Below are 26,113 nucleotides of genomic sequence, written 5' to 3' on the forward strand. Positions count from 1 at the left end.
GCGGCCCCCCCCCCCCCGGCCCCGCCGCCGGGCCCCCCCCGGGGGGGGGCCCGCGCGGCCCCGGGGGGGGGCCGGCGCCCGCGCGCGGGGGGCCGCCCCCGCCCGCCCCCGGCCCCCACGGCCCGTGTGCTGCCGGGAGGGAGGAGCGGGCCTCAGGAGGCCGGGCCCACCCGGACGGTGGTGACGCGGCCGCCCTGGGTCTCGCGGACCACCTCGATCTTGGTGTTGGTGTCCGGGACCTTCACCCCGAGCTGCGGGGTGGCCGGGTCGGAGTAGACGCCGGTGCGGTCGTTGAACGCCGGGACGGCCGGCTCGGAGCCGATCCGCACCGGGACGCCGCCCTTGTGCAGGGTGAAGGCGGTGGTCGGCTTCAGCGAGAAGGTCGCGTCGAAGGTCTGCGCGCGGCCGTTGACCAGCGAGCCGTCGGCGAACCGGATCGGCGTCGGGTGCGCGTCGATCGGCAGGATCAGGCCGCCGCCCGGGTGGTCCTTGGTGTTGTTGTCGCCGTAGGCGGTGTCCCAGAGCCAGACCAGCACGCCCTCCTGGTACGGGTAGTTGTCGACGATGTCCTTCTTGCCGTCGACGCCGCTGTACCCGAAGTTGTACGGGCCGGTCTTCAGGAAGGCGCCGTAGCCGGTGTACCGGCGGTTCTCCACCAGGTAGGCGCGCGGGTGCTGCTTGACGGCGGCGCGGCCGGTGATGACGGTGAACCCGGTGGCCGTCCAGCCGTTGACGCCGTCCTCCGCGCCGTCGGCGAACAGCTCGGTGGAGCCGGCGGCGATCCGGACGGCGTCGACCAGGACGCCGCGGCCGTGCGTGTTGTTGTCCGAGGTGACGTGGAACCGCAGTCGGACCTGCTGCCCCGCGTACCCGTCCAGCGGGATCGACAGCTGCCGGTACGCGCCCGAAGTGCCGGTCAGGCCGGGCGTGTTGGCGGTGGTGTTGCCGATCGGCGCGCCGTCCACGGTGCCGCCCAGCGCCTTCCAGGTCTTGCCCTCGTCGGTGGAGGCCTCGACGGACAGGAAGTCGTAGTCCTGCTCGATGTCGTACCAGGTGGCGGCGGTCAGCGTGACCGGGCCGCTCACCGTGCGCAGGTCGACGGTGCGGGCCAGCGCGTTGTCCATGTTGTCGCCGGTGTCGCTCCACCACTGCCGGCCGCCCTGGTACGGGTCGGCGAGGTCGGTGCTGGTGGTGCTGTCCGGCAGGTGCACCAGCACGGCCTGGGCCTGGTCGGTGTTGTAGCCGCTGACGCCGAGGGCGTGGCTGGAGCGGGTGGCGGCCTGCGCCTCGTCGTAGTTGAGCCAGCCGAACTGCAGCTTGCTCCAGGCGTCGAGGTCACCGGGGTAGCCGCCGGTGGTGTTCTTCCCCTTGCCCAGGTACGAGCCGGAGGACATCAGCGACCAGAAGTTGACGCTGTTGTCGCCGCCGCTGGTGCTGTACAGGTCGGGCAGGCCGAGGTTGTGGCCGAACTCGTGGGAGAACAGGCCGACTCCGCTGTTCTCGCCGCCCTGCACGTAGTCGTACACGTACAGGCCGGTGTCGCCGACCGGGGCGCCGCCGATCTTGTTGCCCGCCGGGCCGGTCTGGCCGGAGGCGTCCGGGAACGCCCAACTGCGGTGCGCCCACAGCGCGTCGGCGCCCTGCGCGCCGCCGCCCCAGGTCTCGTCGACGCCGGCGTGCACCACGACGACGTTGTCCAGGTAGCCGTCGGGCTGGTTGAACTCGCCGTCCTTGTCGTGGTCGTAGCGGTCGTAGACGTCGTACTGGGCCAGCTCGGCCTTCACGTCGGCGGCCGTCCGGCCCTTGGCGATCTCGCCGTCGTACCAGGCCTTGACCGCGTCCCGGACGAACTCCTGGGCCTGCGTCCAGGCGCCGGACCCCTGCGGGCCCTTGTTGCTGCCGTAGCGGGCCTCGTTGTACGGCACGGTGACCCAGTCGCTGACGGTGCCCTCGACGTCGTACCGGCCGGAGGACTGGGTGCGGTAGTAGTTGCGCATCGAGACCGCGCCGGGCGCGTCGTCGAAGAACATCTTCTGGTAGTAGTCGCGCCCGAAGTCGGCGTTCCAGAGCGTGTGGTTGTCGCTCCTGCCGGGCTGGGGGATGGTGTTGTGCCGCGGGCCGGGCGTTCCGCCGTAGCGGGGCTGGCCGTTGTACTGGGTGGTGTTGTCCACCTCGTCGCCGAACTGGGCGAGGATGACGAAGACCTTGTCCTTGCGCTGCTGCGCGAGCTGGACGTAGTCGTTGCCGATCTTCACCTTGCCGGGGGCCCGCTTGTCGGCGGTCTTCGCCACGGCGCCCTTGTTGAGCTGCTCCAGCGCCTTGGTGCGCAGCGACTGGCGCTCGCGCTCCTGCGGGGCGAGCGGGCCGGGCGGGGCCTCGGCACCGCCGTCCTCGGCGGCCTGGGCCGCGACGGCGTTGGTGGTGGCGGGGGAGGGGGTGGCGGCCTGGGCGGGTGAGCCGAGGAGGGTGGCCGCTATCGCGCTCGTGGTGAGCGCGGCCGCGAATGCCGCGGACAGTCTGCGCAACTGACCGGTCCTTTCCGGACGGTGGGTGGTCGGGGGTGACGGTCGGGGGGAAGGCCAACGGTCATGGAGCGCAGGTAATATTTCACATGTCATGGGTCACGCGGAAGATGCCGGACGGTGCCGGACGGTGCCGGACGGCTGCGAACGGTGGTGAACCACGGCGAGCGGCGGGCGGACCGCGGCGGAACGCGTCCCACAGGAGGGCCGAACGCGTCGCGCGGGGCGGACCGCGTCGCACGGGGGCGGAACGCGAAGCGCCGCACGACCGGTGCGGTCGTGCGGCGCGGGCGGGCCGGCGGCGGGTCAGCCCAGGGTGTACTCCACGGTCACGCTGACCAGTGCCAGCGCGCCGAACACCAGCCCCAGGGTGGGGCGGCCGGCGGCGTTCAGGGCCAGCCCGCCGACCGCGAAGACCGCCAGTTTGAGGGCGATCTCCGCGGCGAGCGGCAGCCGGAACGTCGGGCCGCCCGCAGCGAGGAACAGTCCCCAGACGACCGCCGCCAGTGCGGGTGCGCCCAGCCCGAGCAGGACCCGGGTGACCGTACTGGAGCCCGTCCTGAAGCCCCAGTAGCAGAGGGCCGCGAGCAGCCCCAGCTCCAGTGCGAAGGCGAGCCCGCCGTTGACGACGGTCACCGGGGTCCACTGCCGCTGCGAGACCGGGCCCGGTCTGCTGATCCTCATCCGTCTGTTCCTCCCCGTCGGGTGCGGCGCCCGGGCGGGCACCGGTCACGGCGGGAGTCTGGCAGGCGTCGCCGCCCGCCACAACGGATCACCCCAAGGAAGAGCGCAGGAAGGCCAGTTCGGCCTGGGTGACCTGCTCCTGCACACCGCCCGGGGTCATGTGGGTGACGCCGGGCAGCGGCAGGACGCTGTGCGCGCGGCCGGCCCGGGTGAGCGCCTGGGAGAGCAGCAGGGTGTGCGAGGGGTGCACGTTGTCGTCGGCCAGGCCGTGGATCAGCAGCAGCGGACGGGTGAGTGACGGTGCGTCGGGGATGAGGTCGTCCGCCGCGTACCCGCCGGGGTTCTGCTGCGGCAGGTCCAGGTAGCGCTCGGTGTAGGCCGTGTCGTACCGGCGGAAGTCGGTGGGCGGGGCGCCCGCGCACGCGGCGTGGAAGACGTCCGGGCGGCGCAGCACGGCCAGCGCCGCGAAGTAGCCGCCGTAGGACCAGCCGCGGACGCCGACCCGGCCGAGGTCGAGGTCGGGGTGGTCGACGGCGAGCGCCTGCAGGGCCGCCACCTGGTCGTCCAGGGCGACCTGCGAGAACCGGCGGAAGATCGCCCGGGTGAAGGTGGGCGAGACGAACGGGGTGCCCCGGTTGTCGGTGGTGACCACGGCGAAGCCCTGGTCGGCCCACCACTGGCGGAGCTGCCAGCGGCGCGGCTCGTTGGCGACCGCCTGGTGGCCGGGCCCGCCGTAGACGTCCAGCAGGACGGGCAGCCGCCGGCCGGGCGCGTGGTCGCGCGGGTACACCACAGCGGTGGGCAGGGCGAGTTCGGTGACCCGGGCGAGCTGCGGCCGGACCACGTAGGGCAGCGCGGCGGAGAGGTCGGTGAGCTGCGCCGTGCCGGCGGGGCCGGTGGCACGGCGGCGGACGCCGTCCGGTCCGGCGGAGGTGAGCAGCAGCGTCCCGCCGGCGGCGAGCGCGGAGTGGACGCCGGGGCCGTCGCTGAGCCGCTCGGCCGGGCCGCCGTCCGGGTCGACGAGGTGGACGTGCTGGTCGAACGGGTCGCCCTCGCCGGTCTCGCAGAGCAGCCGCCCGTGCAGCCGGCCGACCACGCGGCGGATCTGCAGCCCGGTGGTGTCCAGCGGCTTGCCGTCCAGGGCCAGGCCGCGCGCGTCGGGGGTGTCGTGGACGGTGAGCAGCCGCCCGTCGTCCAGTCGGGCGGGCGTGCCCGGCAGGTCGTCGACCCAGAATGCGTCGGTGGTGCGGGAGAGTTCGCTGCTGGCGCCGGTGGCCGGGTCGGCGGAGAGCAGCAGGACGTTCTGCTGGAGCCGGTCGGCGACGGTGAGCAGGATCTCGTCGGTGCCCGCCCACTCGGCGGCGCAGAGGTAGGGGAACTCCGTGTCGTCCCAGCGGAGCCGGACGCGGGCGCCGTCGAGGCCGAGCACCCAGAGCTGGACGTCCGCGTTGGGGCCGCCGGCCTGCGGGTAGGCGAAGTCCTCCGGCTGCTCGTCCGGGCGGGCCGGGTCGGCGAAGTGGCGCCGGGGAAGGTCGGACTCGTCGACCCGGGCGGCCAGCAGGGCGCCGCCGTCCGGGCGCCACCAGTGGCCGCGGGAGCGGCCCAGCTCCTCGGCGGCGGCGAACTCGGCGACGCCCCAGCGGGCGCCGTCGGCGGGGCTGAGCGGCAGGAGGTCGGGCGTGGCGTACAGGGCGTCGCCGGCGACGTACGCGACGCGGTGGCCCGCCGGGTCGGGGCGCGGGTCGAAGGCGGGCCCGGCGACGGGGAGCTCGGCGCAGGTGCCGGCGGTGGTGTCGGCGCGGTAGAGCCGCCCGTCCAGGACGAACGCGGCGACGGCGAGGTCGGCGGTGGCGGCGTAGGAGCCGATCCCGGCGGCGGTGAGCCGGATCCGTTCGCGCAGCCGGCGTTCGACGGCGGGCAGGTCGGCGGGGTCGCCGGTGCGGTGGGGGGCGAGCGCGGCGGGATCGGCGACGAGGCGCTCCTCCCCGGTGGCCAGGTCGAGCAGGTGGAGCCGGTCGACCTGGTCCTCGGCGCCGGTGGAGCGGAGCAGCAGCAGCCGGGTACCGTCCTCGCTGAGGACGGTCGCACGCGGAGCGCCGAAGCCGAAGCGGCCCGTACGGGCGCTGAGGGAGAGGAAGGGGTCGGTGATGGTCACCGCCCGATGTTCGCCCTGCGGCGCGCGCTGGACCAGTAGTAAGACATGTGAAATGTCACACATCACCAATGACATACTGCCATGCGACCCCACCCTGGAGGCGAAGTGATCGAGGACCTGCGGACCGCCGAACCCCCGGCGCCGCTGCCCGGCACGGACCGGCTGTTCACCCTGGACCCGGCCGTGGTCCACCTCAACCACGGCTCCTACGGCACGGTGCCCGTCCCCGTGCAGCAGGAGCAGGAGCGGCTCCGGATCGAGCAGGAGCGCGACCCGGACGGCTTCTTCGCCGACCTGCCCCGGCGGGTCGGCGAGGCCCGCGCCGGGCTCGCCGCGGAGCTGGGCGCCGACCCGGCCCGGCTCGCCCTGGTCGCCAACGTCACCGAGGCCGTCTCGGTCGCCCTCGACAGCGTCCCGCTCGCGCCCGGCGACCGGATCCTGGTCACCGACCACGGCTACGGCGCCGTCACCCGGGCCGTCCTGCGGCGCGCGGAGGAGGCCGGCGCCGAGGTGGACACCGTCCGCCTGCCGCTGGACGCCCCGGACGAGGACGCCGTCCGCGACGCCGTCCTCGCCGGGACCACCGGGCGCACCGTGCTCGCCGTGCTCGACCAGCTGACCTCGCCCACCGCCCGCCTGGTCGCCGGCCCCGAGCTGCTCGCCGCCCTGCGCGCCCGCGGCGTCACCACCGTGGTGGACGGCGCCCACGCCCCCGGCATGCTGGCCGCGCCGGTCGGACCGGACGCCGACTTCTGGTTCGGCAACCTGCACAAGTGGGCCTTCGCCCCGCGCGCCACCGGTGTCCTCGCCGTCCGCCCCGAGTGGACCGGGAGGGTCCGCCCGCTGGCCGTGTCCTGGGAGCACCACCACGGCTTCCCCGCCAACGTCGAGTGGCGCGGCACCTGCGACTACACGCCCTGGCTGGCGGCCCCGGCCGGCTTCCGGCTGCTGAACGAGCTCGGCGCGGAACGGGTGCGCCGGCACAACGAGCTGCTCGCCGCCCACGGCCAGGCGGTGCTGGCCGGCCGGCTCGGACTGGAACCGCTGCCCGCCACGCCGGGCGTGGCGATGCGCGCGCTGCGGCTGCCCCCGGGGCGGGGCGAGACGGACGCGGAGGCGGTGGCGATGATGGCCGACCTGTGGCGGCGCCGCGCCGTCCGGACGGTGGTGCGCCCCTGGCCGGGCGGCGGGGTGCTGCGGGTCAGCGCGCAGCTGTACAACCGGCCGCAGGACTACCGCGCGCTGGCGGAGGGCCTGGCGGAGCTGCTGGCGGAGCGGGGCTGACGCGGCGGGGCTGACGCGGTGGGGCGGGGCGGGCGGCCGGGGCTACTCGGCGGCGCGCAGTTCGGCGAGCAGCACGTTCCGGTCGTCGATCAGCCCGGTGAGGATCCGCCGGGCCGTCCGGAGCAGGTCGGCGACCTCGGCGCCGGCCAGTGCGTACACCACCGTGGTGCCCTCGCGGCTGGCGGTGACGATGCCGGACCGGCGCAGGACGGCGAGCTGCTGGGAGAGGCTGGACGGTTCGATGTCCAGCTCGGCCAGCAGGTCCCGGACGGGCGTCGGTCCGGCCTGCAGCAGCTCCAGGACCCGGATCCGGATCGGGTGCCCGAGCATCCGGAAGAACTCGGCCTTGGCCTGGTACAGCGCGACCCCCACAGCGCCCCCTTCCCTGGTGCCCGGTCCGTTCAGATCTCCAGCGCGACCTCGATCCGCTTCAGCTGGTGCCGGGCCATCGCGAGGTTGGAGCGGGTGCGGTTGAGCGCGAGGAAGAGGAAGAGCCCGCGGCCGTTCGGCATGGTGAGCGGCCGGAGCAGGTGGTACTGGCTGGTCAGGCTGACCAGGATGTCCTCGATCTCGTTGTCGTGGAGGTTGAGCAGCTCCATGGCCCGCATCTTGGCCCGGACCACGTCGGTGTTGCCGGCGGCGGCGACGTTGAGGTCCAGCTCGCTGCTCTCGCCGAGGGTGCCGAGCGCCATGCCGCTGCCGTAGTCGACCAGGGCGATGCCGATCGCGCCCTCGATCGCCATGGCCTCCTTGAGCGAGGTCTCCAGGTTCGCCATCGTCTTCTCCTTCTGTCACCGGGAGTATCCCGTGCGTGCTGGCTGTGGGACCGAATGTAGGGAGGCCGGGCGGGATCCCACCGGAGATGACCGGAGACGTTCGAATCAGGTCGCTCTCTGACCGCTTCGCAGCTACTTGAAGACATTTGCAACTATGGATGTGAGAGAGAACTGATCCGGGCCCGCGAAAAAACGGTGCTATCGATGTCAGTCCTCCCGGGTAACCTCTCGCTGAGATGCGAGATCACACCAACCACACCCGGACGGCGATGAACACCCCTCTGCCCGAGCAGCCCGAGGACCGGGAGCTCAACCCCGCCGAGGCGTACGCGGCCTTCCGCCGCCGGGCCAAGGAACAGGCCACGGCCCTCCACGGCTTCCAGCAGCTCTACGACTTCCCGCTGGACGACTTCCAGCTGGAGGCCTGCCGTGCGCTGGAGTCCGGCGAAGGCGTCCTGGTCGCCGCGCCCACCGGCTCCGGCAAGACGATCGTCGGCGAGTTCGCCGTCCACCTCGCCCTCCAGGGCGGGCGGAAGTGCTTCTACACCACGCCGATCAAGGCGCTCTCCAACCAGAAGTACGGGGACCTGGTCAAGCGCTACGGCGCCGCCAAGGTCGGCCTGCTCACCGGCGACAACACGGTCAACGGCGACGCGCCCGTGGTGGTGATGACCACCGAGGTGCTGCGCAACATGCTCTACGCGGGCTCCAGCACCCTGGACGGCCTCGGCTACGTGGTCATGGACGAGGTGCACTACCTCGCCGACCGGTTCCGCGGCGCCGTCTGGGAGGAGGTCATCATCCACCTCCCCGAGTCCGTCACCCTGGTCTCGCTCTCGGCCACCGTCTCCAACGCCGAGGAGTTCGGCGACTGGCTGGACACCGTGCGCGGCGGTACCCGCGTGATCGTCTCCGAGAACCGGCCCGTCCCGCTCTGGCAGCACGTGATGGCCGGCAACCGGATGTACGACCTCTTCGCCAACCCGGACCGCGACGGCCGCCCCAAGGACGCGCCGCGCAACCCGGCCAAGGCGGTCAACCCCGAGCTGGTCCGCCTCGCCCGCTCCGAGCTGGACCGCAACCCGCGGGACAAGTTCGGCCGCGGCCGCGGCCGCTCCATGCCCAACGGGCGCCCCGGCCGGGTCTGGACGCCGGGCCGCGTCGACGTCATCGACCGCCTCGACGCCGAGGGCCTGCTGCCCGCGATCACCTTCATCTTCAGCCGGGCCGGCTGCGAGGCCGCCGTCCAGCAGTGCCTCTCCTCCGGCCTGCGGCTCAACAAGGAGGCCGACCGCGCCCTGGTCCGCGACATCGTCCAGGAGCGCTGCGCCGACATCCCCGACGAGGACCTCCACGTCCTCGGCTACTTCGAGTGGCTGGACGGGCTGGAGCGCGGCATCGCCGCCCACCACGCGGGGATGCTGCCCCGGTTCAAGGAGGTGGTCGAGGAGCTCTTCGTGAAGGGCCTGGTCAAGGCCGTCTTCGCGACCGAGACCCTGGCGCTCGGCATCAACATGCCCGCCCGCTCGGTGGTCATGGAGAAGCTGGTCAAGTGGAACGGCGAGACGCACGCCGACATCACCCCCGGCGAGTACACCCAGCTCACCGGCCGGGCCGGGCGGCGCGGCATCGACGTCGAGGGCCACGCCGTGGTGCTCTGGCAGCGCGGCCTCGACCCGGAGGCACTGGCCGGCCTCGCCGGCACCCGCACCTACCCGCTGAAGTCCTCGTTCCGGCCGTCCTACAACATGGCCGTCAACCTGGTCTCCCAGTTCGGCCGGCACCGCTCGCGCGAGCTGCTGGAGACGTCGTTCGCGCAGTTCCAGGCCGACCGCTCGGTGGTCGGCATCGCCCGCCAGGTCCAGCGCAACGAGGAGGGGCTGGAGGGTTACCGCGAGTCGATGACCTGCCACCTCGGCGACTTCGACGAGTACATGAACCTGCGCCGCGAGCTCAAGGACCGCGAGAACGAGCTCGCCCGCGAGGGCACCAGCCAGCGCCGGGCCGCCGCCGTCGAGTCCATCGAGCAGCTCAAGCCGGGCGACGTCATCCACGTCCCTACCGGCAAGTTCGCCGGCCTCGCCCTCGTCCTCGACCCGGGCCTGCCCCCGGTCAGCCGCAACGGCCGGGGCGCCACCCGCCACCCGGACTACCAGGACGGCCCGCGCCCGGTGGTGCTCACCGCCGAGCGGCAGGTCAAGCGGCTCGCCATGATCGACTTCCCGCACCCGGTCACCGCCGTCGAGCGGCTGCGCATCCCCAAGTCCTTCAACCCGCGCAGCCCGCAGTCCCGGCGCGACCTGGCCTCGGCGCTGCGCACCAAGGCGGGCCACCTGGAGCCCGAGCGGTTCCGCAAGGGCCGCGCGGCCGCCGCCGACGACCCCGAGATCACCCGGCTGCGCGCCGTCCTGCGCCAGCACCCCTGCCACGGCTGCGACGAGCGCGAGGACCACGCCCGCTGGTCCGAGCGCTACCACCGGCTGCACCGCGACACCGAGCAGCTGGAGCGCCGGATGCGCTCCCGCACCCACACCATCGCCCGCACCTTCGACCGGGTCTGCGGCCTGCTCGCCGACCTCGGCTACCTCAGCGGCGACACCGTCACCGCCGACGGCAAGCGGCTCGGCCGGCTCTACGGCGAGCTGGACCTGCTCGCCTCCGAGTGCATCCGCGAGGGCGTCTGGAGCGGCCTGGCCGCCGCCGAGCTCGCCGCCTGCGCCTCGGCGCTGGTCTACGAGGCCCGGCAGTCCGACGACGCCGCCGCCCCCCGGGTCCCCGAGGGCGCGGCCAAGGAGGCGCTCGGCCAGATGGTCCGGATCTGGGGTCACCTGGACGCCCTGGAGGAGCAGCACCGGATCAACACCGCCGAGGGCGTCGGCCAGCGCGAGCCCGACCTCGGCTTCGCCTGGGCCGCGTACCGCTGGGCGCTCGGCCACAGCCTGGACCAGGTGCTGCGCGACGCCGACATGCCGGCCGGCGACTTCGTCCGGTGGACGAAGCAGCTGATCGACGTGCTCGGCCAGATCCAGGACGCCGCCGGCGAGGACGCCGAGCTCCGCAAGACCGCCCGCAAGGCGGTCGACGGCCTGCGCCGCGGCATCATCGCCTACTCCTCGGTGGGCTGACGCCGCACGGGACTGGGGCCGGCCGCGTTCACCGCGGCCGGCCCCCGTCCGCCGTTCAGCGGGTGGCCAGGACGGCCAGCACCCGGTCCAGTGACGTCCCCAGGCCCCAGCGGGCGGAGAGCTCCTCCAGGGTCATCGGGTCCAGCGGCTCGTGCGGCAGCGCCGGGTCGAAGTCCGGAAGCGGCGCGTCGGGGGCGACCCGCACCACCGTCGGCGCCACGTCCAGGTAGGCCGCGCCCTCGACGATGTTGCGCCGGCGGGCCGGGGTGAGCTTCGAGCCGATGTCCAGCGCGGCGGCGCGGATGCCCGCGAGGTCCCCGTACTCGTTGATCAGCTGGGCGGCGGTCTTCTCGCCGATGCCCTTGACGCCGGGCAGGCCGTCGCTCGGGTCCCCGCGCAGCGCGGCCATGTCGGCGTACTGCGCGCCGCGGACGCCGTACTTCTCCAGCAGCACGGCGTCGTCGGTGACCTGGAGGTTCCCCATGCCCTTGACGGGGTAGAGCACGGTGATCGCGCGGGCGTCGTCGACCAGTTGGAAGAGGTCGCGGTCCCCGGTGACGATCTGCACCGGGCCCTTCGCCCGCGCGGTGAGGGTGCCGATCACGTCGTCCGCCTCGTAGCCGGGGGAACCGACCCGGGCGATGCCGAGCGCGTCCAGCACCTGCTCGATCACCGGCACCTGCGGTGCCAGCGTGTCCGGCACCTCCTCCTCGCCGTCCACGGCCGCCTCGGCGACCCGGTGCGTCTTGTAGGTGGGGATGAGGTCCACCCGCCACTGCGGGCGCCAGTCGGCGTCCATGCAGGCGACCAGCTGGTCGGGCCGGTGGTCCTGGACCAGCCGGGCGATGAAGTCCAGCAGGCCCCGGACGGCGTTGACCGGCTCGCCCTGCGGGGAGCGCAGGGAGTCCGGTACGCCGTAGTAGGCCCGGAAGTACAGGCTGGCGGAGTCGAGCAGCATCAGTCGCGGTGCGGTCACCCTCCGATCATGCCGTACCGGGCCGACACCCGGGCGCCGCACGGGGCTCAGTGCTCGTGCGGTCCGGCGCGGTGGACCGGGCCGTGCGCGTCGGCGCAGTGCTCGGGGGAGAGGTCCCCCGGGGTGGTGATCTGGAGCAGCGCTCCCGCCTCGTCCTCGCCGACGTGGTCGACCTGGAGGGTGCTGTGGGTGATCCCGTACTCGCCGGCCAGCCGGCGCTGGAGCTTGCGGCGCACGGCGTGGCAGTCGCCGCCCGGGGTCACCAGGATGTGCGCCGACAGGGCCGGCTGGCCGGAGGTGATCTCCCAGATGTGCAGGTCGTGGATCTCCTCCACCAGGGGCTGGGCGACCAGCTGGTCCGCCACCGCGTCCGGGTCGATGCCGGCCGGGGCGGCCTCCAGGAAGATCCGCCCGGAGTCGCGGACCAGGCCGATGCCGGCCTTCAGCATCAGCGCCACCACGATCAGCGAGGCGATCGCGTCGGCCTGCACGAAGCCGGTGGTCAGCATGACCACGCCGGCGACGGCGGTGGCGATGAACGCGTACAGGTCGGTGACGACGTGCTGGAAGGCGCCCTCGACGTTGAGCGAGCTGCGGTTGGCCCTGGACATGCACCAGGCGGCGGCCAGGTTGACGACGATCCCGACCAGTGCGGTGACCAGCACGAGCGAGCCGGCCACCTCCGGCGGTTCGAGCAGCCGGGTGACCGACTCGTAGCCGAGCCAGGCCGACAGCACCAGCAGCGTGACGCCGTTGGCCTGCGCGGAGAGGATCTCGGCCCGCTTGAGCCCGTAGGTGTACCCGCCGCGGGCCGGCCGGGCGGCCAGCCGCATCGCGACCAGGGCGAGCACGATCGACGCGGCGTCGGTGAGCATGTGCGCGGCGTCGGAGATCAGGGCAAGCGACTGGGCGGCGAAGCCGACCACGACCTCGCCGGCCATGAACACCACGATCAGCGCGAGCGCGCTCACCAGCCAGCGGCGGTCGGCGTCGGCGGCGACGCCGTGCGAGTGGCCGCCGTGGCCACCGCCCCGGTGGGAGTGCCCATGGTCATGTGCATGATCATCGTGGGAGTGCTCGTGCCCGGCCATCGAAGTCCTCTCCTGGACGTACGGGGGTAGGGGGATGGGCGCAACTGCCCTGCACCCGAAGTGAACCGCAGATCGAACGAAGATCCAAAGGCTGCACTGGAGACCGTTGTCATTGCCGACGCGTAACCCCCGTCCGGTATCGTCGCGCCGCCACTGAGCAGGGGAGACACAGCATGGAACGGTCCGGGCGGGTCGGCCTCGCGACGATTGCCGGGGAATGGGGCCGGATCGGGGTGCTCGGCTTCGGCGGACCGCCCGCGCACATCCTGCTGCTGCGCCGGCTCTGCGTGGAGCGGCGCGGGTGGCTGACACCGGACGAGTTCGAGGACGGCATCGCGGCCACCAACCTGCTGCCCGGCCCGGCCTCCACCCAGCTGGCGATCCTCACCGCCTGGCGCCTGCGCGGCACCCCGGGGGCGCTGGTCGGCGGATTCTGCTTCATCGCGCCCGGGCTGGTGCTGATCCTCGCCCTGTCGGTGCTCTTCCTGGCCGGCGACCCGCCCCCGTGGGTGCTCGGTGCCGCGGCCGGCGCGGGCGCGGCCGTCCCGGCGGTGGCCGTGCAGGCCGCCACCTCGCTGGTCCCCGGCAGCCTCACCCGGGCCGGCCGGGGGCGCGCGGCCCGGGCCCGCTGGACGGGGTACGCGCTGGCCGGCGCGGCCGCCGCGGTCCTCACCGGCCCGTGGCTGGTCCTGGTGGTGGTCGCCTCCGGGCTGGCCGAGGCGGCCGTCCGCGCCCGGCCCCGACCGCGCGACTCCGGTCCCGACCGCGCGCGCGACCGCGACCGCGGCCCCGACCGGGACCGCCGCGTCTCGCTGCCGGTGGCCGCCGTGCTGCCCGCACTCGGCGGGCTCGGCGCACTGGCCTGGGTGGCGTTCAAGGTGGGTGCGCTCTCCTACGGGGGTGGCTTCGTGATCATCCCGCTGATGCAGGAGGACGCCGTCGGCCGCCACCACTGGATGACGGACGGACAGTTCCTCAACGCCGTTGCCCTCGGCCAGGTCACCCCCGGTCCGGTCGTGCACACCGTCGCGGTCGTCGGCTACGCGGCCGCCGGGATCGGTGGCGGACTGCTGGCGGCGGCCGTCGCCTTCTTGCCGTCCTTCCTCTTCGTGATCCTCGGCGGCCGGCACTTCGACCGGCTCCGGGCCGACCGGCGGGTGCAGGACTTCCTCACCGGCGCCGGGCCGGCCGTGATCGGCGCCATCGCCGGCTCGGCGGTGCCGCTGGCCGCCGCGCTCGGGTACGGCTGGCAGTGGGTGGTGCTGGCGGCCGCGCTGCTCTGGCTGGCCGTCGCCCGCCGGGGTGTGGTGCCCGCCCTGCTCGCGGCCGGGGCGGCCGGGGTCCTCGCCGTCGCCGCGGGCCTGCCGCCGGCCTGAGGCCGGTCCGGCGCCGGGCTGCCGCCGGGCGGGCGCCGCCGCCGGCCGGGTGAGCGGCGGTGGCGTCCGGAGGAGCGCCCGCCCCGATCGGGTGACACCGGCTTGCAGGATCGCTCACGGTCCCGCCATGATCACCGTCCGTGAAGATCGACACGGCGGAGGCCGTCCGCTGGCTCGCCGAACTTGAGCCGGTCGCCGAAGACTTGATGAACCGTCATCTCGGCGCGGCGCGCGAGTGGTTCCCCCACCAGTACGTGCCGTGGAGCCTCGGCCGGGACTTCGACGGCCCGCTCGGCGGGGAGCCGTGGCGGCCGGAGCAGTCCGCGCTGAGCCCCGCCGTGCGCTCGGCCCTGGTGGTCAACCTGCTCACCGAGGACAACCTGCCCGGCTACCACTGGACGATCGCCTCACGGACCTCCCGCGACGGCGCCTGGGGCGCCTGGCTGCACCGCTGGACCGCTGGACCGCCGAGGAGGACCGGCACGCCGCCTCCATCCGCGCCTACCTGCACGCCGCCCGCGCCGTCGACCCGGTCGCGCTGGAGCGCGCCAGGATGGCGCAGGTCGGCACCGGCGCCGTCCCGGAGCCCCTCGGCGTGATCGACCTGGTCGCCTACGTCTCCGTGCAGGAGCTGGCCACCCGGGTGAGCCACCGCAACACCGGGCGGCTCAGCGGCGACCCGGTCTGCGAGCGGCTCCTCGCCCGGGTCGCCCAGGACGAGAACCTGCACATGGTCTTCTACCGCGAACTGCTGCGCGCCGCCCTGGAGATCGACCCCGACCCCGTCCTCACCGTGCTCGACGCCGCCGTCCGCGACTTCGCCATGCCCGGCCAGGGCATGCCCGGCTTCGCCCGGATGGCGGCCGAGGTCGCGGTGGCCGGCGTCTACGACCTGCGGGTCCACCACGACGAGGTGCTGGTGCCGCTGCTGCGCTCGCTGAGGGTCTTCGAGCTGACCGGCCTCGGCCCGGCCGGAGAACAGGCCCGCGACCGGCTCGCGGACCACCTCGCACAGGTGGACGCCAGGGCCACCCAGTTCGTCGAACGCCGCGCCCGGGCCCTCGCCGTCCGCGCCGGCCGGGCCGGGCACGACCCGGCGGGCACGGACGGGGCCGCCCCCGAGACCGCGTGAGCCGCCCACCCGACCGGCCGACCACAGGAGCAGCATGACCACCACCACCGGCACCCCCGCCGCCGACATCGAGTTCCACTACGACCTCGGCAACGACTTCTACGCCCTCTGGCTGGACGAGACGCTGAGCTACTCGGCGGCGGTCTGGGACGGCATCGCCCGCGACGAGCCCGACACCACCGCACTGCCCCGGGCCCAGCGGGCCAAGCTCGCCCTCCACCTCGACCTGGCCGGCGCCGCCCCCGGCGCGGGCCTGCGCCTGCTGGACGTCGGCTGCGGCTGGGGCGGGCTGCTGGCGCACGCGGTCGCCGGGCGGAGGGTGGCCGAGGCCACCGGGCTCACCCTCTCCCGGGCCCAGCACGCCCACGTCACGGGCCTCGGCCTGCCCGGCGTCGAGGTCCGGCTGGAGAGCTGGGAGGCCCACCGCCCCGAGCGGCCGTACGACGCCGTCGTCTCGGTCGGCGCCTTCGAGCACTTCGCCACCGCCGGCCTCAGCCGCCCCGAACGGGTGGCCGCCTACCGGGCCTACTTCGAGCACTGCCACGGCTGGCTGCGCCCCGGCGCCCGGATGTCCCTGCAGACCATCGCGTACGACGGCGTCGCCGGCGGGGACGGCCCGGTCGGCTCCTTCGTGGCCGCCGACGTCTTCCCCGGCGCGGTGCTGCCCCGGCTGGACGAGATCGCCACCGCCTGCGACCCGTACTTCTCCGTCGCCGTGCTCCGTGCCTCGGCCGAGGACTACTCCCGCACCCTGGGCGCCTGGTCGGCCCGGCTGCTGCGGGCCCGCGCCGAGGCGCAGGCGCTGGTCGGCGAGGACGGCTTCCGCCGCTACCGCCGCTACCTCCGGGCCTGCGAGGTGACCTTCCTGCGCGGCGCGGCCACCCTCTACCGGTTCGGCTTCGTGCGGCGTGACGAGCCGCTGCGGCTGCCGGTCTGAGGCCGGGCGCGTGGAGCACGGAAGCGCACCGGTGACCAGGCGGCGGGCGTGGGCGGCGGTGGCCGTCGTCTGCGCCGCGCTGTTCCTGCTCGGACTGGACTTCACCGTCCTCAACGTGGCGGTCCCCGGCCTGCGGGCCGAGCTCGGCCCGACCCTGGCCGAGACCCAGTGGATCGTCGACGGCTACGCGCTCGCGCTCGGCGGCTGCGTGCTGGCCGCGGGCGCCCTCGGCGACCGCCACGGCCGCCGCCGGGCGTTCGCCGCGGGCCTCGCGCTCTGCGCGCTCGCCTCGGTGGCCGGCGCCACCGGCGACGGGCCCGCCCGGCTGGTCGCCGCCCGGTGCGCGATGGGGCTGGGCGCGGCGCTCTTCATGCCCGCCACGCTCTCCACCATCGTGCACGTCCTGCCCGGACGGGCCGACCGGCTGCGGGCGATCGGCGTCTGGGCGGCGGTGGCCGGCGTCGGCGCACTGTTCGGCCCGGTCGCCGGCGGCTGGCTGGTCGAGCGGTACGGCTGGCAGGCCGCGTTCTGGCTCAACGTCCCGGTGGCGGCCGCGATCCTGGCGGCGGTTCCGGTGCTGCCGGAGTCCCGCGACCCCGACCCGCGGCGGCTGGACCACCCCGGTGCGCTGCTCTCCTGCGGCGGACTGCTGGCGCTGGTCTGGGGCGTCATCGAGGCGCCCGGGCGCGGCTGGACCAGCGCCGAGGTGCTCGCCGCCTTCGGGGCGGCGGCGCTGCTGCTCACCGGCTTCACGCTGTGGCAACTGCGCTGCGCCGCACCGATGGTGCCGGTCCGGCTGCTGCGCGGGGGACCGGTCTGGCCGGCCACGCTCTGCCTGGCGCTGATGTCCTTCGCCATGTTCGGCGCGATGTTCCTGCTCACCCTCTACCTCCAGCAGGTGCGCGGCCTCTCCGCGTGGGCGGCGGGGCAGCGGATGGTCCCGCTCTCGCTCGGGCTGGCGGCCGGCGCGGTGCTCGGCCCGGTGGTGGCGCGCCGGCTGGGCGCCCGCGTCCCGGTGGCCGGCGGGCTGCTGCTGATCGTCGCCGGCTTCGCCCAGCTGGGCCGGCTGACGGCCGGTTCGGGGGACGCGCCGGTGCTGCTCTTCGAAGGCGTCTGCGGGTTCGGTGCGGGCCTGCTGGCGCCCGTCGCCACCGAACTGGTGATGAGCGCGGTGCCGGCGGCGATGGCCGGCGTCGGCTCCGCGCTCAACGACGCCACCCGGCAGGTCGGTTCGACCCTCGGTGTGGCCGTGCTCGGCTCCGTCCTGGCCACCGTGGCCGCCGGTGCCCCGGTGGCCGGCGCGGCCGCGTTCACCGACGGCCTCGCCGCCGCCTCCCGGGTGGGCGCGGGCGTCGCCCTGCTCGCCGCCGTCCTCGCCTGGTACCGCCTGCCCGGGCGGTGCCCGGCGCAGGCCCCCGTTCCCGTCCCGGAGCTCGACCGGGCGTCCCCGCCACCGAGCCTGCTCGGCTGATGAAAGGTCCCACCGCCATGTCCCAGTCCTACGAGATCCTCCGCGACTGCCTGGTCGAGGAGTTCGACGTCGCCGCCGACCGCGTCGGCCCCGACGCCACCCTCGCCTCGCTGGAGCTCGACAGCCTCGCGCTCGTCGAGCTCTCGCTGATGGTCGAGGAGCGGATCGGCGTCACCGTCACCGACATCCGGCCGGACGGCACCCTCGGCGAGCTCGCCGCGTTCGCGGACGCGGGCCTGGCCGCGGGTGCGGTCAGTTGAGCGGACGCGCGGTCGCCGTCACCGGGCTCGGCCTGGTCACCCCGGCCGGGTTCGGGGCGGCGGCCACCTGGGAGCACTTCCTGGGCGGCGGGCCGACCGCCCGGACCGACCCCTGGCTGGCCGGGCTGAACGTCGACTTCTCCTGCCCGGTGGACGAGTACGACGCCGCCGGGCTGCTCGGCGGCCGGCTGGCCCGCCGGCTCGACCGCTTCGCCCAACTCGCCGTCCTGGCCGCCCGCGAGGCCGTCGCCGACGCCCGGCTCGACCCGGCGCAGTGGGACGGCACCCGGGTCGGCGTCGTCCTCGGGGTGAGCGCCAACAGCGTGCAGAGCTACCGGGCCGAGTACGCCAGGCTGGAGCAGGGCCGGGCCGACCAGGTCTCCCCGCTGATGCTCCCGCGCAGCATCCCCAACATGGCGGCCGGCGAGGTCAGCCTGGACCTCGGGGCCCTCGGGCCCAGCCTGGTCACCAGCACCGCCTGCGCGTCCGGCACCACCGCCCTCGCGCTGGCCTGCGACCTCGTCCGGGCCGGCACCTGCGACCTGGTGCTGGCCGGCGGCACCGACAGCCCGCGGTTCCCGATGGTGGCGACGGCCTTCGACCGGCTGGGCGCGCTCTCGCGCCGCGGGCACGACCCGGCCGGCGCCTCCCGCCCGTTCGACGCCGACCGGGACGGCTTCGTGCTCGGCGAGGGCGCCGGTGTGCTGGTCCTGGAACGGGCGGAGCACGCCCGGGCGCGCGGGGTCCGCCCGCGCGCCCACCTGGCGGGGCACGGCTCCGCCGCCGACGGGTACCACTTCACCGCCCCCCACCCGGACGGTGCGGGCCTCGCCCGCGCGCTCGGCACCGCGCTCGCCGACGCCGGGCTGGCGCCGTACGAGATCGGGCACGTCAACGCGCACGGTACCGGGACCGCGCTGAACGACGTGGCGGAGGCGGCGGCGCTGCGGCAGGTCTTCCTCCGCCCGCCGCCGGTCACCGCCAACAAGAGCGTGATCGGGCACACCATGGGCGCGGCCGGCGCGATCGAGGCGGCGCTGACCGTCCTGGCGCTCCAGAACCGGCTGATCCCGCCGACCGCCAACCTCGACCGGATGGACGAGCGGATCGAGCTGGACGTGGTCACCAAGGTGCCCCGGCCGCTCGCCCTTCCGGCGGCGGTCTCGGTCTCCTGCGGTTTCGGCGGACAGAACGCGGCCGTCGTACTGACCGCCGCCTGACCGCCGCCCGACCGCCGCCCGACGGCAGCCGACGGCTCCCGCCCGCGCCGGCTCCCGCCGCTCCCGCCGTGCTCGCCCCCTCGCCGCCCCCGATCCGCCCCGGAGTCCCGCCATGCCCGTCGGCCCCGCCCCGAGCGCCACCCCCGCTCCGACCGCTCCGACCGCCCCGAGCGCCCCACCCGAGTCCCGCCCCACCGGTCCGTCCGCCCGTCCGCGCCGCCCCGCCGGCCTGCTCGGCCGGGCCAGGCCCGCCGCCGCCCGGCTCTACAGCCGCCTGCTGATGCGACGCCCGCCCGCCGACTGGTCCGTCCCGCGCGCCGACGGCCGGTACGGGCCTCCCGCCCCCGCCGACGACCGGCCGCTCGCCCTGCTGATGCTCGGCGACTCGCTCGCCCAGAGCCTCGGCGCCGGCCACGCCGAGGAGACGCTCGGCGCCCGGCTCGCCCAGGCCCTCGGGGAGCAGCTCGGCCGGCCGGTGGACCTGCGCGTCCTCGCGCGGGCGGGCGCCACCACGACCGGCGCCCGGCGGCAGGCCACCCGGGCCGCCCGACTGGGGCCGGGGATCGCCGTCCTGATCGTCGGCAGCAACGACATGCTGCTCCCGCTGCCCCTCGGCCGCTCAGCCCGCGGGTTCGCGCACCTGGTGCGGGTGTTGCGCGAGGCCGGCTGGCAGCCGGTCGTGGTGCCCTGTCCCGACCCCGCCCACGGACCCGGCTTCCGCGCCCCGGCCCGCTGGGCGGGCGGCCGCCGCGCCCGGCGCCTGGCCCGGCTGCACATCCGGGCCGCCCAGCGCGTGGGCGCGGTGCTGGCGCCCTCCTCCGGCGGCTACTTCCGGGAGCGGGCGGACGAACTCCTCAGCCCGGACGGCGTCCACCCGTCGCCGCAGGGCTACGCCGAGTACGCCCAGCGGATGCTGCCGGCCGTCCTCACGGCGGCCGGCCTGCTCGCCGACGCCGAGCCCGTGCAGGCGTAGGACGCCTCCGGCGGCCGTACGGGCCCGGCGCCCGGAGCCGGGGGCCCCGGGCGCCGGGTCACCCCGACACGGCCTCCAGCGGCACGGCCTCCAACGGCACCGTGCGGGCCGCCGTCGCCGCCCGGACGAGCGCCTGCATCACCCGCAGGTCCTCGCCCTGTTCGGGGTGCCACTGCACACCCAGCGCGAACCCGGGCCCCTCGACCGCCTCCACGGTGCCGTCGGGCGCGTGCGCGCTCACCCGCAGTCCGTCGCCGAGCCGGTCGACGGCCTGGTGGTGGAAGGTCGGCACGACCAGCTCGCTCTCCGGCAGCAGCCCGCCGAGCAGCGTGCCGGGCACCGGCCGGACGCTGTGCGCGCCGTACCTGCCGGGCGAGCCGGCGTGGACGTCCGGGCTGACCACGTCCGGCAGGTGCTGCACCAGCGTGCCGCCGCAGACCACGTTCAGCACCTGCATGCCCCGGCAGATCCCCAGCATCGGCATGCCGGCCGCCAGTGCCGCCCGGACCAGCGCCGTCTCCCAGACGTCGCGCTCCGGCGAGTCCACGTCGGTCAGCGGGTGCCGGGTCCGCCCGTAGTAGGCCGGGTCGATGTCCGGCCCGCCGGCGATGACGAGGGCGTCCAGCCGGGCCAGCACCTCCGGCGCCCGCTCGGGGGCGTCCGGCGGCAGCAGCACCGCGATCCCGCCCGAGTCCCGTACGTACGCGGTGTACCGCTCGGGCACCAGCGCCACCCGGCGGCTCCGCCAGTCGCTCCAACTCGCGTCCACCAGATAGGTGCTGACGCCGATGAAAGGCCTGCGATCCATGGCGGGCATTCTCCTCCCGTCACTCCTGATAACCCGTCAATCCCGACTCTCGGCGCGCCACACCCGTCCGCCCTCTTCCGCGTCGTCCGTGCCAGGCCGTACGGTTCGCTGTGACCGCCCGCTCTCGCTGAGTGATCGAGGAGGAGGCTTCCGGCATGCCCGACAACGCCACCGCGGACGCACCCCGGCGTGCGCCGCTCACGCTGGACGAGCTGCGCGCCCTGGTCGACGCCGGCGAGATCCACACCGTCGCGCTCGCCTTCACCGACATGCAGGGCCGGTTGCAGGGCAAACGCTTCGCCGCCCGGTTCTTCCTCGACGAGGTCGCCGAGCACGGCGCCGAGGCCTGCGACTACCTGCTGGCCGTCGACGTCGACCTCAACACCGTGGACGGCTACGCCCTCTCCTCCTGGGAGACCGGCTACGGCGACTTCGCGATGCGCCCCGACCTCTCCACCCTCCGGCTCACCCCGTGGCAGCCCGGCACCGCACAGGTCACCGCCGACCTCGCCCGGCACGGCGGCCGGCCGGTCGACGCCGCACCGCGGCAGCTGCTGCGCCGCCAGATCGAGCGGCTCGCCGAGTACGGGCTGGCCGCCGACATCGGCACCGAGCTGGAGTTCCTGGTCTTCCGCGACACCTACGAACAGGCCTGGTCCGGCGGTTACCGCGGCCTGACCCCGGCCAACCAGTACAACGTCGACTACTCGATGCTCGGCACCGCCCGCGTCGAGCCGCTGCTCTCCCGGATCCGCATCGAGATGGCCGGCGCCGGCCTGGTCGTGGAGTCGGCCAAGGGCGAGGCCAACCTCGGCCAGCACGAGATCGCCTTCCGCTACGCCGACGCCCTCACCACCTGCGACCAGCACAGCGTCTACAAGACGGGCGCCAAGGAGATCGCCGCCCAACAGGGCTGCGCGCTCACCTTCATGGCCAAGTACAACGAGCGCGAGGGCAACAGCTGCCACATCCACCTCTCGCTGCGCGACCTGCGGGACTCCTCGGCCGGCCCGCGCGGCGTCCCGGCCTTCGCCGACCGCGACGGGCGCATGACCGACACGATGCGGCACTTCCTCGCCGGGCAGCTCACCGCCCTGCGCGAGTTCAGCCTGCTCTACGCGCCCAACATCAACTCCTACAAGCGCTACCGCCCGGGCTCGTTCGCCCCCACCGCCGTCGCCTGGGGCCGCGACAACCGCACCTGCGCCTACCGGGTGGTGGGGCGCGGTCCCGGCCTGCGGATGGAGAACCGGGTGCCCGGCGGCGACGTCAACCCGTACCTCGCGGTGGCCGGCATGATCGCGGCCGGCCTGTACGGCCTCCAGCACAAGCTCGACCTGCCCGCGCCCTGCCTCGGCAACGCCTACTCGGCCGACGAGTACGCCCGGGTGCCCGGCTCGCTGCGCGAGGCCGCCGACCTCTGGGCCGAGAGCGAGCTGGCCCGGACCGCCTTCGGCGCCGACGTGGTCGAGCACTACCTGCACATGGCCCGGGTCGAGCAGGCCGCCTACGACGACGCCGTGACCGACTGGGAGCGCTACCGATCCTTCGAACGGATGTGAGCACCGTGAACGCGACCGGCACCGGTGAGCCCGGCACCAGCACCGTCCGCAACCCCGCCACCGGCGAGCCGGTCGCCGACGTCCCGGACACCACGCCCGAGCGGCTCGACGCCGCCGTCCAGCGCGCCGTCAAGGCCCAGCAGGGCTGGGCCGCCCTCGCCCCGGGTGAACGGGCCCGGCTGCTGCGGCGGTTCGCCGACCAGGTCGACGTGCACGTCCCGGAGCTGGCCGCCCTGGAGGTGACCGAGGCCGGCCACACCGTCGGCAACGCCCGCTGGGAGGCCGGCAACGTCCGCGACCTGCTGGAGTACGCCGCCGGGGGAGTCGAGCGGCTGACCGGCCGGCAGATCCCGGTGGCCGGCGGTCTGGACGTCACCTTCCACGAGCCGGTCGGGGTGGTCGGCGTCATCGCCCCGTGGAACTTCCCGATGCCGATCGCCGCCTGGGGCTTCGCCCCCGCCCTCGCCGCGGGCAACGCGGTGCTGCTCAAACCCGCCGAGGCGACCCCGCTGACCGCGCTGCGGCTGGCCGAACTCGCCCTGGCCGCCGGACTGCCGGAGGGGCTCCTCCAGGTCGTCCCCGGCGCCGGCGGCACCACCGGCCGGGCACTGGTGGACCACCCGGCGGTCCGCAAGATCGTCTTCACCGGCTCCACCGTGGTCGGCAAGGAGGTGGCCGCCCGCTGCGCCGCCCGCGCCAAGCGGGTCACCCTCGAACTCGGCGGCAAGAGCCCGAACATCGTCTTCGCCGACGCCGACCTCTCCCGCGCCGCCGACCCGATGTCCTTCCTCGACAACAGCGGCCAGGACTGCTGCGCCCGCAGCCGCATCCTGGTCCAGCGCGAGGTCTACGACGACTTCCTGGCCCACCTGCTGCCCGCCGTCGAGGCCGTCCGCACCGGCGACCCGGCCGACCCGCGGACGCAGCTCGGCCCGCTGATCTCCGCCGCCCAGGTCCGCCGGGTCGCCTCCTACGTCACCCCCGACCTGCCGGTGCTGGCCCGCGGCGCGGTGCCCGACGGCCCCGGCTTCTGGTACCCGCCCACGGTGCTGGCGCCCGCGCAGGCCGACGCGCCCGTCGTCACCGAGGAGATCTTCGGCCCCGTCGCCGTGGTCCTGCCCTTCGACGGCGAGGCCGACGCGCTGCGCCTCGCCAACGCCACCCGCTACGGCCTCTCCGGCTCCATCTGGACCAGGGACGTCGGCCGGGCCCTGCGCATGGCCCGCGGCGTCGCGGCGGGCAACCTGTCGGTCAACTCGCACTCCTCGGTGCGCTACTGGACGCCCTTCGGGGGCTTCGGCGAGTCCGGGATCGGCCGGGAGCTGGGGCCGGACGCGCTGGCGCACTTCACCGAGACCAAGAACGTCTTCATCCAGAGCGAGGAGTAGGAGCCGGCATGACCGAGAAGGCCCCGAAGCCGGAGCAGGGCGGCCCGGTCTGCCGGCGCCTGGCCGGCCGCACCGCCGTGATCACCGGCGCGGGCAGCGGCATCGGCCTGGCCGCCGCCCGCAGGCTCGCCACCGAGGGCGCGAAGGTGGTCTGCGCCGACATCGACGAGGTGACGGGCCGGGCCGCCGCGAAGGAGACCGGCGGCCTCTTCGTGCACACCGACGTCACCGACCCGTACATGGTCGAGGCGCTCTTCGACGAGGCCTACGAGACGTACGGCAGTGTCGACGTCGCGTTCAACAACGCGGGGATCTCGCCGCCGGAGGACGACTCCATCCTGACCACCGGGCTGGACGCCTGGCGGAAGGTCCAGGAGGCCAACCTGACCTCCGTGTACCTCTGCTGCAGGGCGGCGCTGCCCTACATGCGACGGCACGGGCGCGGCTCGATCATCAACACCGCCAGCTTCACGGCCCGGATGGGCGCGGCGACCTCGCAGATCTCCTACACCGCGTCCAAGGGCGGGGTGCTGGCGATGTCGCGGGAGCTGGGCGTGCAGTTCGCCCGCGAGGGCATCCGGGTCAACGCGCTCTCGCCCGGGCCGGTGGACACGCCGCTGCTGCGGGAGCTCTTCGCCAAGGACCCGGAACGGGCGGCCCGGCGGCTGGTGCACGTCCCGCTCGGCCGCTTCGCCCGCCCGGAGGAGATCGCCGCCGCGGTGGCCTTCCTGGCCAGCGACGACTCCTCGTTCATCACGGCGAGCGAGTTCCTGGTCGACGGTGGCATCACGGGGGCCTATGTGACGCCCCTCTAGGCCCGTCCGGTCCGGGGGCCGGGGCCGGGGCTGCGGCCGGCCTGCACGCCGGGGCCCTGAAGGAGGCGTTCGCCGTGCCGGAGGAGTCCTTCGAGGGGGTGGCCGTCGCCTCGGCCGACTACCTCGCGGCGTACGACGACCCGGAGGGGCCCTGGCGCCGGACGCCCCCGCCGGCCGGGCGGGAGGGGTGCTGAGGGCGGGGCCGCGGCTTCTCACCGGAATCTCATGGAAAATGCCGGGAATTGGGCGTCCCGCTGATATCGCGTTTATCCGGCTGCCTTTAGATTCTCTGTCGTGAGTGAGCAGATCCCTGCCGGGTGGTACCCGGACCCGAAGGACATCACCAGCGATCCGAGGCCACAGCGCTGGTGGGACGGCACCGGCTGGACGGCCAGCACCCGGCCCACACCCTCGGACGCCCCGCCGTCGGAGCCCCCGACGCCGGAGCCCGCGGCGGCGCAGGCCCCGGGGCCGGACGCGACCGCCGAGACCCGGGTGCTGGAGGGGGAGGTGCTGGGGAGCGGGCCGACGGTCCGCTACCCCGAGCCGCCCCCCTTCGGCACCGCCTACGGCACGCCCGCACCATCGTCGCCGAAGCGGCGCCGCAAGCCGTCGAAGCTGGTGGCCGCGACCGCCGTGGCGGCGGTGCTCGGGCTGGCCGTCGGCTCCGGCGTCACCTACCTGGCGATGGACGGCCACGGGGAGACGCGGGCCTCGCACCGCACCGCCCGGCCCGCGCCGTACGGCCAGGACGCCCCCTGGGGCGATCTGCCCGACCTCGGCGGCCCGGGCGGCAACGGCGGCAGCGGGGACGGCAAGGGCGGCGGCAACGGCAACGGGAACGGCAACGGCAACGGCACCGGGAAGGGCAAGGGGAACGGCAAGGCCGGCACCGCCGCCGACCTGGTGAACCGGATCACCCTGCCCGTCCCGGCCGGCTGGGAGGGCGGCACCACGAAGGAGGGCTTCGCGGCGCTGAGCGTGGGCGCGTACACCTGCGACGGCGGCGGCTCCTGTTCGCTCGGCGGCGCCAACACCGGTGTGATCGACGGCGGTGGCACCGACGTCCGGGCGGCGGCCAAGGCCGACATCGAGAAGGCGGCCAAGGACTCGTACAACGACCTCAACTCCCACGAGGAGCTGAAGTCCGAGGCGATAAAGGTCGACGGCCGGGACGGCTACCTGGTCCGCTGGAAGGTCGACGCGGCGAAGGGCAACGACGGCTACGTGCAGACCGTGGTCTTCCCGTCCGCGGACGGCAAGGCGCTGGTCTCCGTCCACCTGGGCTTCGACATCGCCGACAAGGCGCCGGACGTCGCCGTGATGGACACCATCGTCAAGGGCATCGCCGACTACACCGGCAAGGTGCCCCCCTTCCCGGGCGGCGGCGGTGGCTCCGGCCCGGACGGGTCCGGCAACACCTGACCGCGCTGCTCCGCTCACGCACGGCGGGCCCCCCCGGAACTCCGGGGGGGGCGCCGGCGTGTGGGGGGGGGCCCGGCCCGGCCGCGGGGGGGGGGCCGCCCCCCGCGCCGGGGGGGGGGGGGGGGGTTTTAAA

22 protein-coding genes are annotated in these 26,113 nt (G+C 74.9%); 14 read left to right on the forward strand and 8 right to left on the reverse strand.

The genetic code is table 11. The features are described 5' to 3' along the window. Window positions 1-152 precede the first annotated feature (152 nt). From ACFC1F_RS19965 to ACFC1F_RS19975, 3 genes are all read right to left on the reverse strand, one after another. Window positions 153-2,525, reverse strand: a complete 2,373-nt coding sequence (locus ACFC1F_RS19965) for an immune inhibitor A domain-containing protein (RefSeq protein WP_376159958.1) — start codon at window positions 2,523-2,525, stop codon at window positions 153-155. A 303-nt stretch (window positions 2,526-2,828) separates the two neighbouring features. Next, window positions 2,829-3,206, reverse strand: a complete 378-nt coding sequence (locus ACFC1F_RS19970) for a YrdB family protein (RefSeq protein WP_376159960.1) — start codon at window positions 3,204-3,206, stop codon at window positions 2,829-2,831. A gap of 88 nt (window positions 3,207-3,294) precedes the next feature. Then, the gene (locus ACFC1F_RS19975; protein WP_376159962.1) at window positions 3,295-5,361 is read right to left on the reverse strand and encodes a prolyl oligopeptidase family serine peptidase; all 2,067 of its coding nucleotides are present in this window, start codon (window positions 5,359-5,361) and stop codon (window positions 3,295-3,297) included. A 105-nt stretch (window positions 5,362-5,466) separates the two neighbouring features. Here ACFC1F_RS19975 and ACFC1F_RS19980 point away from each other — a divergent pair, with 105 nt between their 5' ends. Beyond that, the gene (locus ACFC1F_RS19980) at window positions 5,467-6,645 is read left to right on the forward strand and encodes an aminotransferase class V-fold PLP-dependent enzyme (protein ID WP_209415185.1); all 1,179 of its coding nucleotides are present in this window, start codon (window positions 5,467-5,469) and stop codon (window positions 6,643-6,645) included. A gap of 42 nt (window positions 6,646-6,687) precedes the next feature. On the opposite strand, the gene ACFC1F_RS19985 is transcribed toward ACFC1F_RS19980, so the two are convergent. After that, entirely contained in the window at window positions 6,688-7,017 is a 330-nt protein-coding gene (locus ACFC1F_RS19985; RefSeq protein WP_148647658.1) for a metalloregulator ArsR/SmtB family transcription factor, read from the reverse strand. 29 nt (window positions 7,018-7,046) lie between these two features. Beyond that, window positions 7,047-7,421: a hypothetical protein gene (locus ACFC1F_RS19990; RefSeq protein ID WP_148647657.1), complete on the reverse strand. Its 375-nt coding sequence runs from the start codon at window positions 7,419-7,421 to the stop codon at window positions 7,047-7,049. A 269-nt stretch (window positions 7,422-7,690) separates the two neighbouring features. Between ACFC1F_RS19990 and ACFC1F_RS19995 the strand changes: the two genes are divergently transcribed. Beyond that, window positions 7,691-10,546: an RNA helicase gene (locus ACFC1F_RS19995; RefSeq protein WP_209415241.1), complete on the forward strand. Its 2,856-nt coding sequence runs from the start codon at window positions 7,691-7,693 to the stop codon at window positions 10,544-10,546. 55 nt (window positions 10,547-10,601) lie between these two features. On the opposite strand, the gene ACFC1F_RS20000 is transcribed toward ACFC1F_RS19995, so the two are convergent. After that, the gene (locus ACFC1F_RS20000) at window positions 10,602-11,504 is read right to left on the reverse strand and encodes a 5'-3' exonuclease H3TH domain-containing protein (RefSeq protein WP_376159987.1); all 903 of its coding nucleotides are present in this window, start codon (window positions 11,502-11,504) and stop codon (window positions 10,602-10,604) included. Between the two features lie 65 nt (window positions 11,505-11,569). Beyond that, entirely contained in the window at window positions 11,570-12,613 is a 1,044-nt protein-coding gene (locus ACFC1F_RS20005; RefSeq protein ID WP_209415188.1) for a cation diffusion facilitator family transporter, read from the reverse strand. Window positions 12,614-12,786: 173 nt separating this feature from the next. Between ACFC1F_RS20005 and chrA the strand changes: the two genes are divergently transcribed. The 8 genes from chrA (at window position 12,787) to ACFC1F_RS20045 (ending at window position 19,982) form a co-directional block, all read left to right on the forward strand. Continuing rightward, entirely contained in the window at window positions 12,787-13,989 is a 1,203-nt protein-coding gene (gene chrA / locus ACFC1F_RS20010) for a chromate efflux transporter (RefSeq protein WP_376159965.1), read from the forward strand. Window positions 13,990-14,129: 140 nt separating this feature from the next. Further along, a complete protein-coding gene (locus tag ACFC1F_RS20015) occupies window positions 14,130-14,588 on the forward strand; it encodes an acyl-ACP desaturase (protein ID WP_376159967.1) in 459 nt (152 codons plus the stop codon). Then, on the forward strand, window positions 14,495-15,121 hold the full coding sequence (locus ACFC1F_RS20020) for an acyl-ACP desaturase (protein WP_376159989.1): 627 nt from the start codon (window positions 14,495-14,497) through the stop codon (window positions 15,119-15,121). Before ACFC1F_RS20015 ends, ACFC1F_RS20020 begins: the two co-directional genes overlap by 94 nt. A 34-nt stretch (window positions 15,122-15,155) precedes the next feature. After that, window positions 15,156-16,058: a class I SAM-dependent methyltransferase gene (locus ACFC1F_RS20025; protein WP_376159968.1), complete on the forward strand. Its 903-nt coding sequence runs from the start codon at window positions 15,156-15,158 to the stop codon at window positions 16,056-16,058. A gap of 31 nt (window positions 16,059-16,089) precedes the next feature. Next, the gene (locus ACFC1F_RS20030) at window positions 16,090-17,529 is read left to right on the forward strand and encodes an MFS transporter (RefSeq protein WP_376159970.1); all 1,440 of its coding nucleotides are present in this window, start codon (window positions 16,090-16,092) and stop codon (window positions 17,527-17,529) included. Window positions 17,530-17,546: 17 nt separating this feature from the next. After that, window positions 17,547-17,789 (forward strand): acyl carrier protein, encoded by a 243-nt coding sequence (locus ACFC1F_RS20035; RefSeq protein WP_209415192.1) that lies wholly within the window; start codon window positions 17,547-17,549, stop codon window positions 17,787-17,789. Continuing rightward, complete coding sequence (locus ACFC1F_RS20040; RefSeq protein WP_376159973.1) at window positions 17,786-19,009, forward strand: beta-ketoacyl-[acyl-carrier-protein] synthase family protein; 1,224 nt, start codon at window positions 17,786-17,788, stop codon at window positions 19,007-19,009. The genes ACFC1F_RS20035 and ACFC1F_RS20040 overlap by 4 nt, the downstream gene beginning before the upstream one ends. 112 nt (window positions 19,010-19,121) lie before the next feature. After that, complete coding sequence (locus ACFC1F_RS20045) at window positions 19,122-19,982, forward strand: GDSL-type esterase/lipase family protein (protein WP_376159975.1); 861 nt, start codon at window positions 19,122-19,124, stop codon at window positions 19,980-19,982. Between the two features lie 58 nt (window positions 19,983-20,040). On the opposite strand, the gene ACFC1F_RS20050 is transcribed toward ACFC1F_RS20045, so the two are convergent. Further along, the gene (locus tag ACFC1F_RS20050) at window positions 20,041-20,790 is read right to left on the reverse strand and encodes a gamma-glutamyl-gamma-aminobutyrate hydrolase family protein (protein WP_376159977.1); all 750 of its coding nucleotides are present in this window, start codon (window positions 20,788-20,790) and stop codon (window positions 20,041-20,043) included. 155 nt (window positions 20,791-20,945) lie between these two features. On the opposite strand from ACFC1F_RS20050, the gene ACFC1F_RS20055 reads away from it, so the two are divergent. From ACFC1F_RS20055 to ACFC1F_RS20070, 4 genes are all read left to right on the forward strand, one after another. Beyond that, a complete protein-coding gene (locus tag ACFC1F_RS20055) occupies window positions 20,946-22,352 on the forward strand; it encodes a glutamine synthetase family protein (protein ID WP_209415196.1) in 1,407 nt (468 codons plus the stop codon). 5 nt (window positions 22,353-22,357) lie between these two features. Next, the gene (locus ACFC1F_RS20060) at window positions 22,358-23,740 is read left to right on the forward strand and encodes an aldehyde dehydrogenase family protein (RefSeq protein ID WP_376159991.1); all 1,383 of its coding nucleotides are present in this window, start codon (window positions 22,358-22,360) and stop codon (window positions 23,738-23,740) included. An 8-nt stretch (window positions 23,741-23,748) separates the two neighbouring features. Then, window positions 23,749-24,555, forward strand: a complete 807-nt coding sequence (locus tag ACFC1F_RS20065; protein ID WP_148647652.1) for a 3-oxoacyl-ACP reductase — start codon at window positions 23,749-23,751, stop codon at window positions 24,553-24,555. Window positions 24,556-24,849: 294 nt separating this feature from the next. Beyond that, window positions 24,850-25,980, forward strand: a complete 1,131-nt coding sequence (locus ACFC1F_RS20070; protein WP_376159979.1) for a DUF2510 domain-containing protein — start codon at window positions 24,850-24,852, stop codon at window positions 25,978-25,980. Window positions 25,981-26,113: the final 133 nt, after the last annotated feature.

This window comes from Kitasatospora sp. NPDC056181 (genome assembly GCF_042266225.1).
Classification (GTDB): Bacteria; Actinomycetota; Actinomycetes; order Streptomycetales; family Streptomycetaceae; genus Kitasatospora.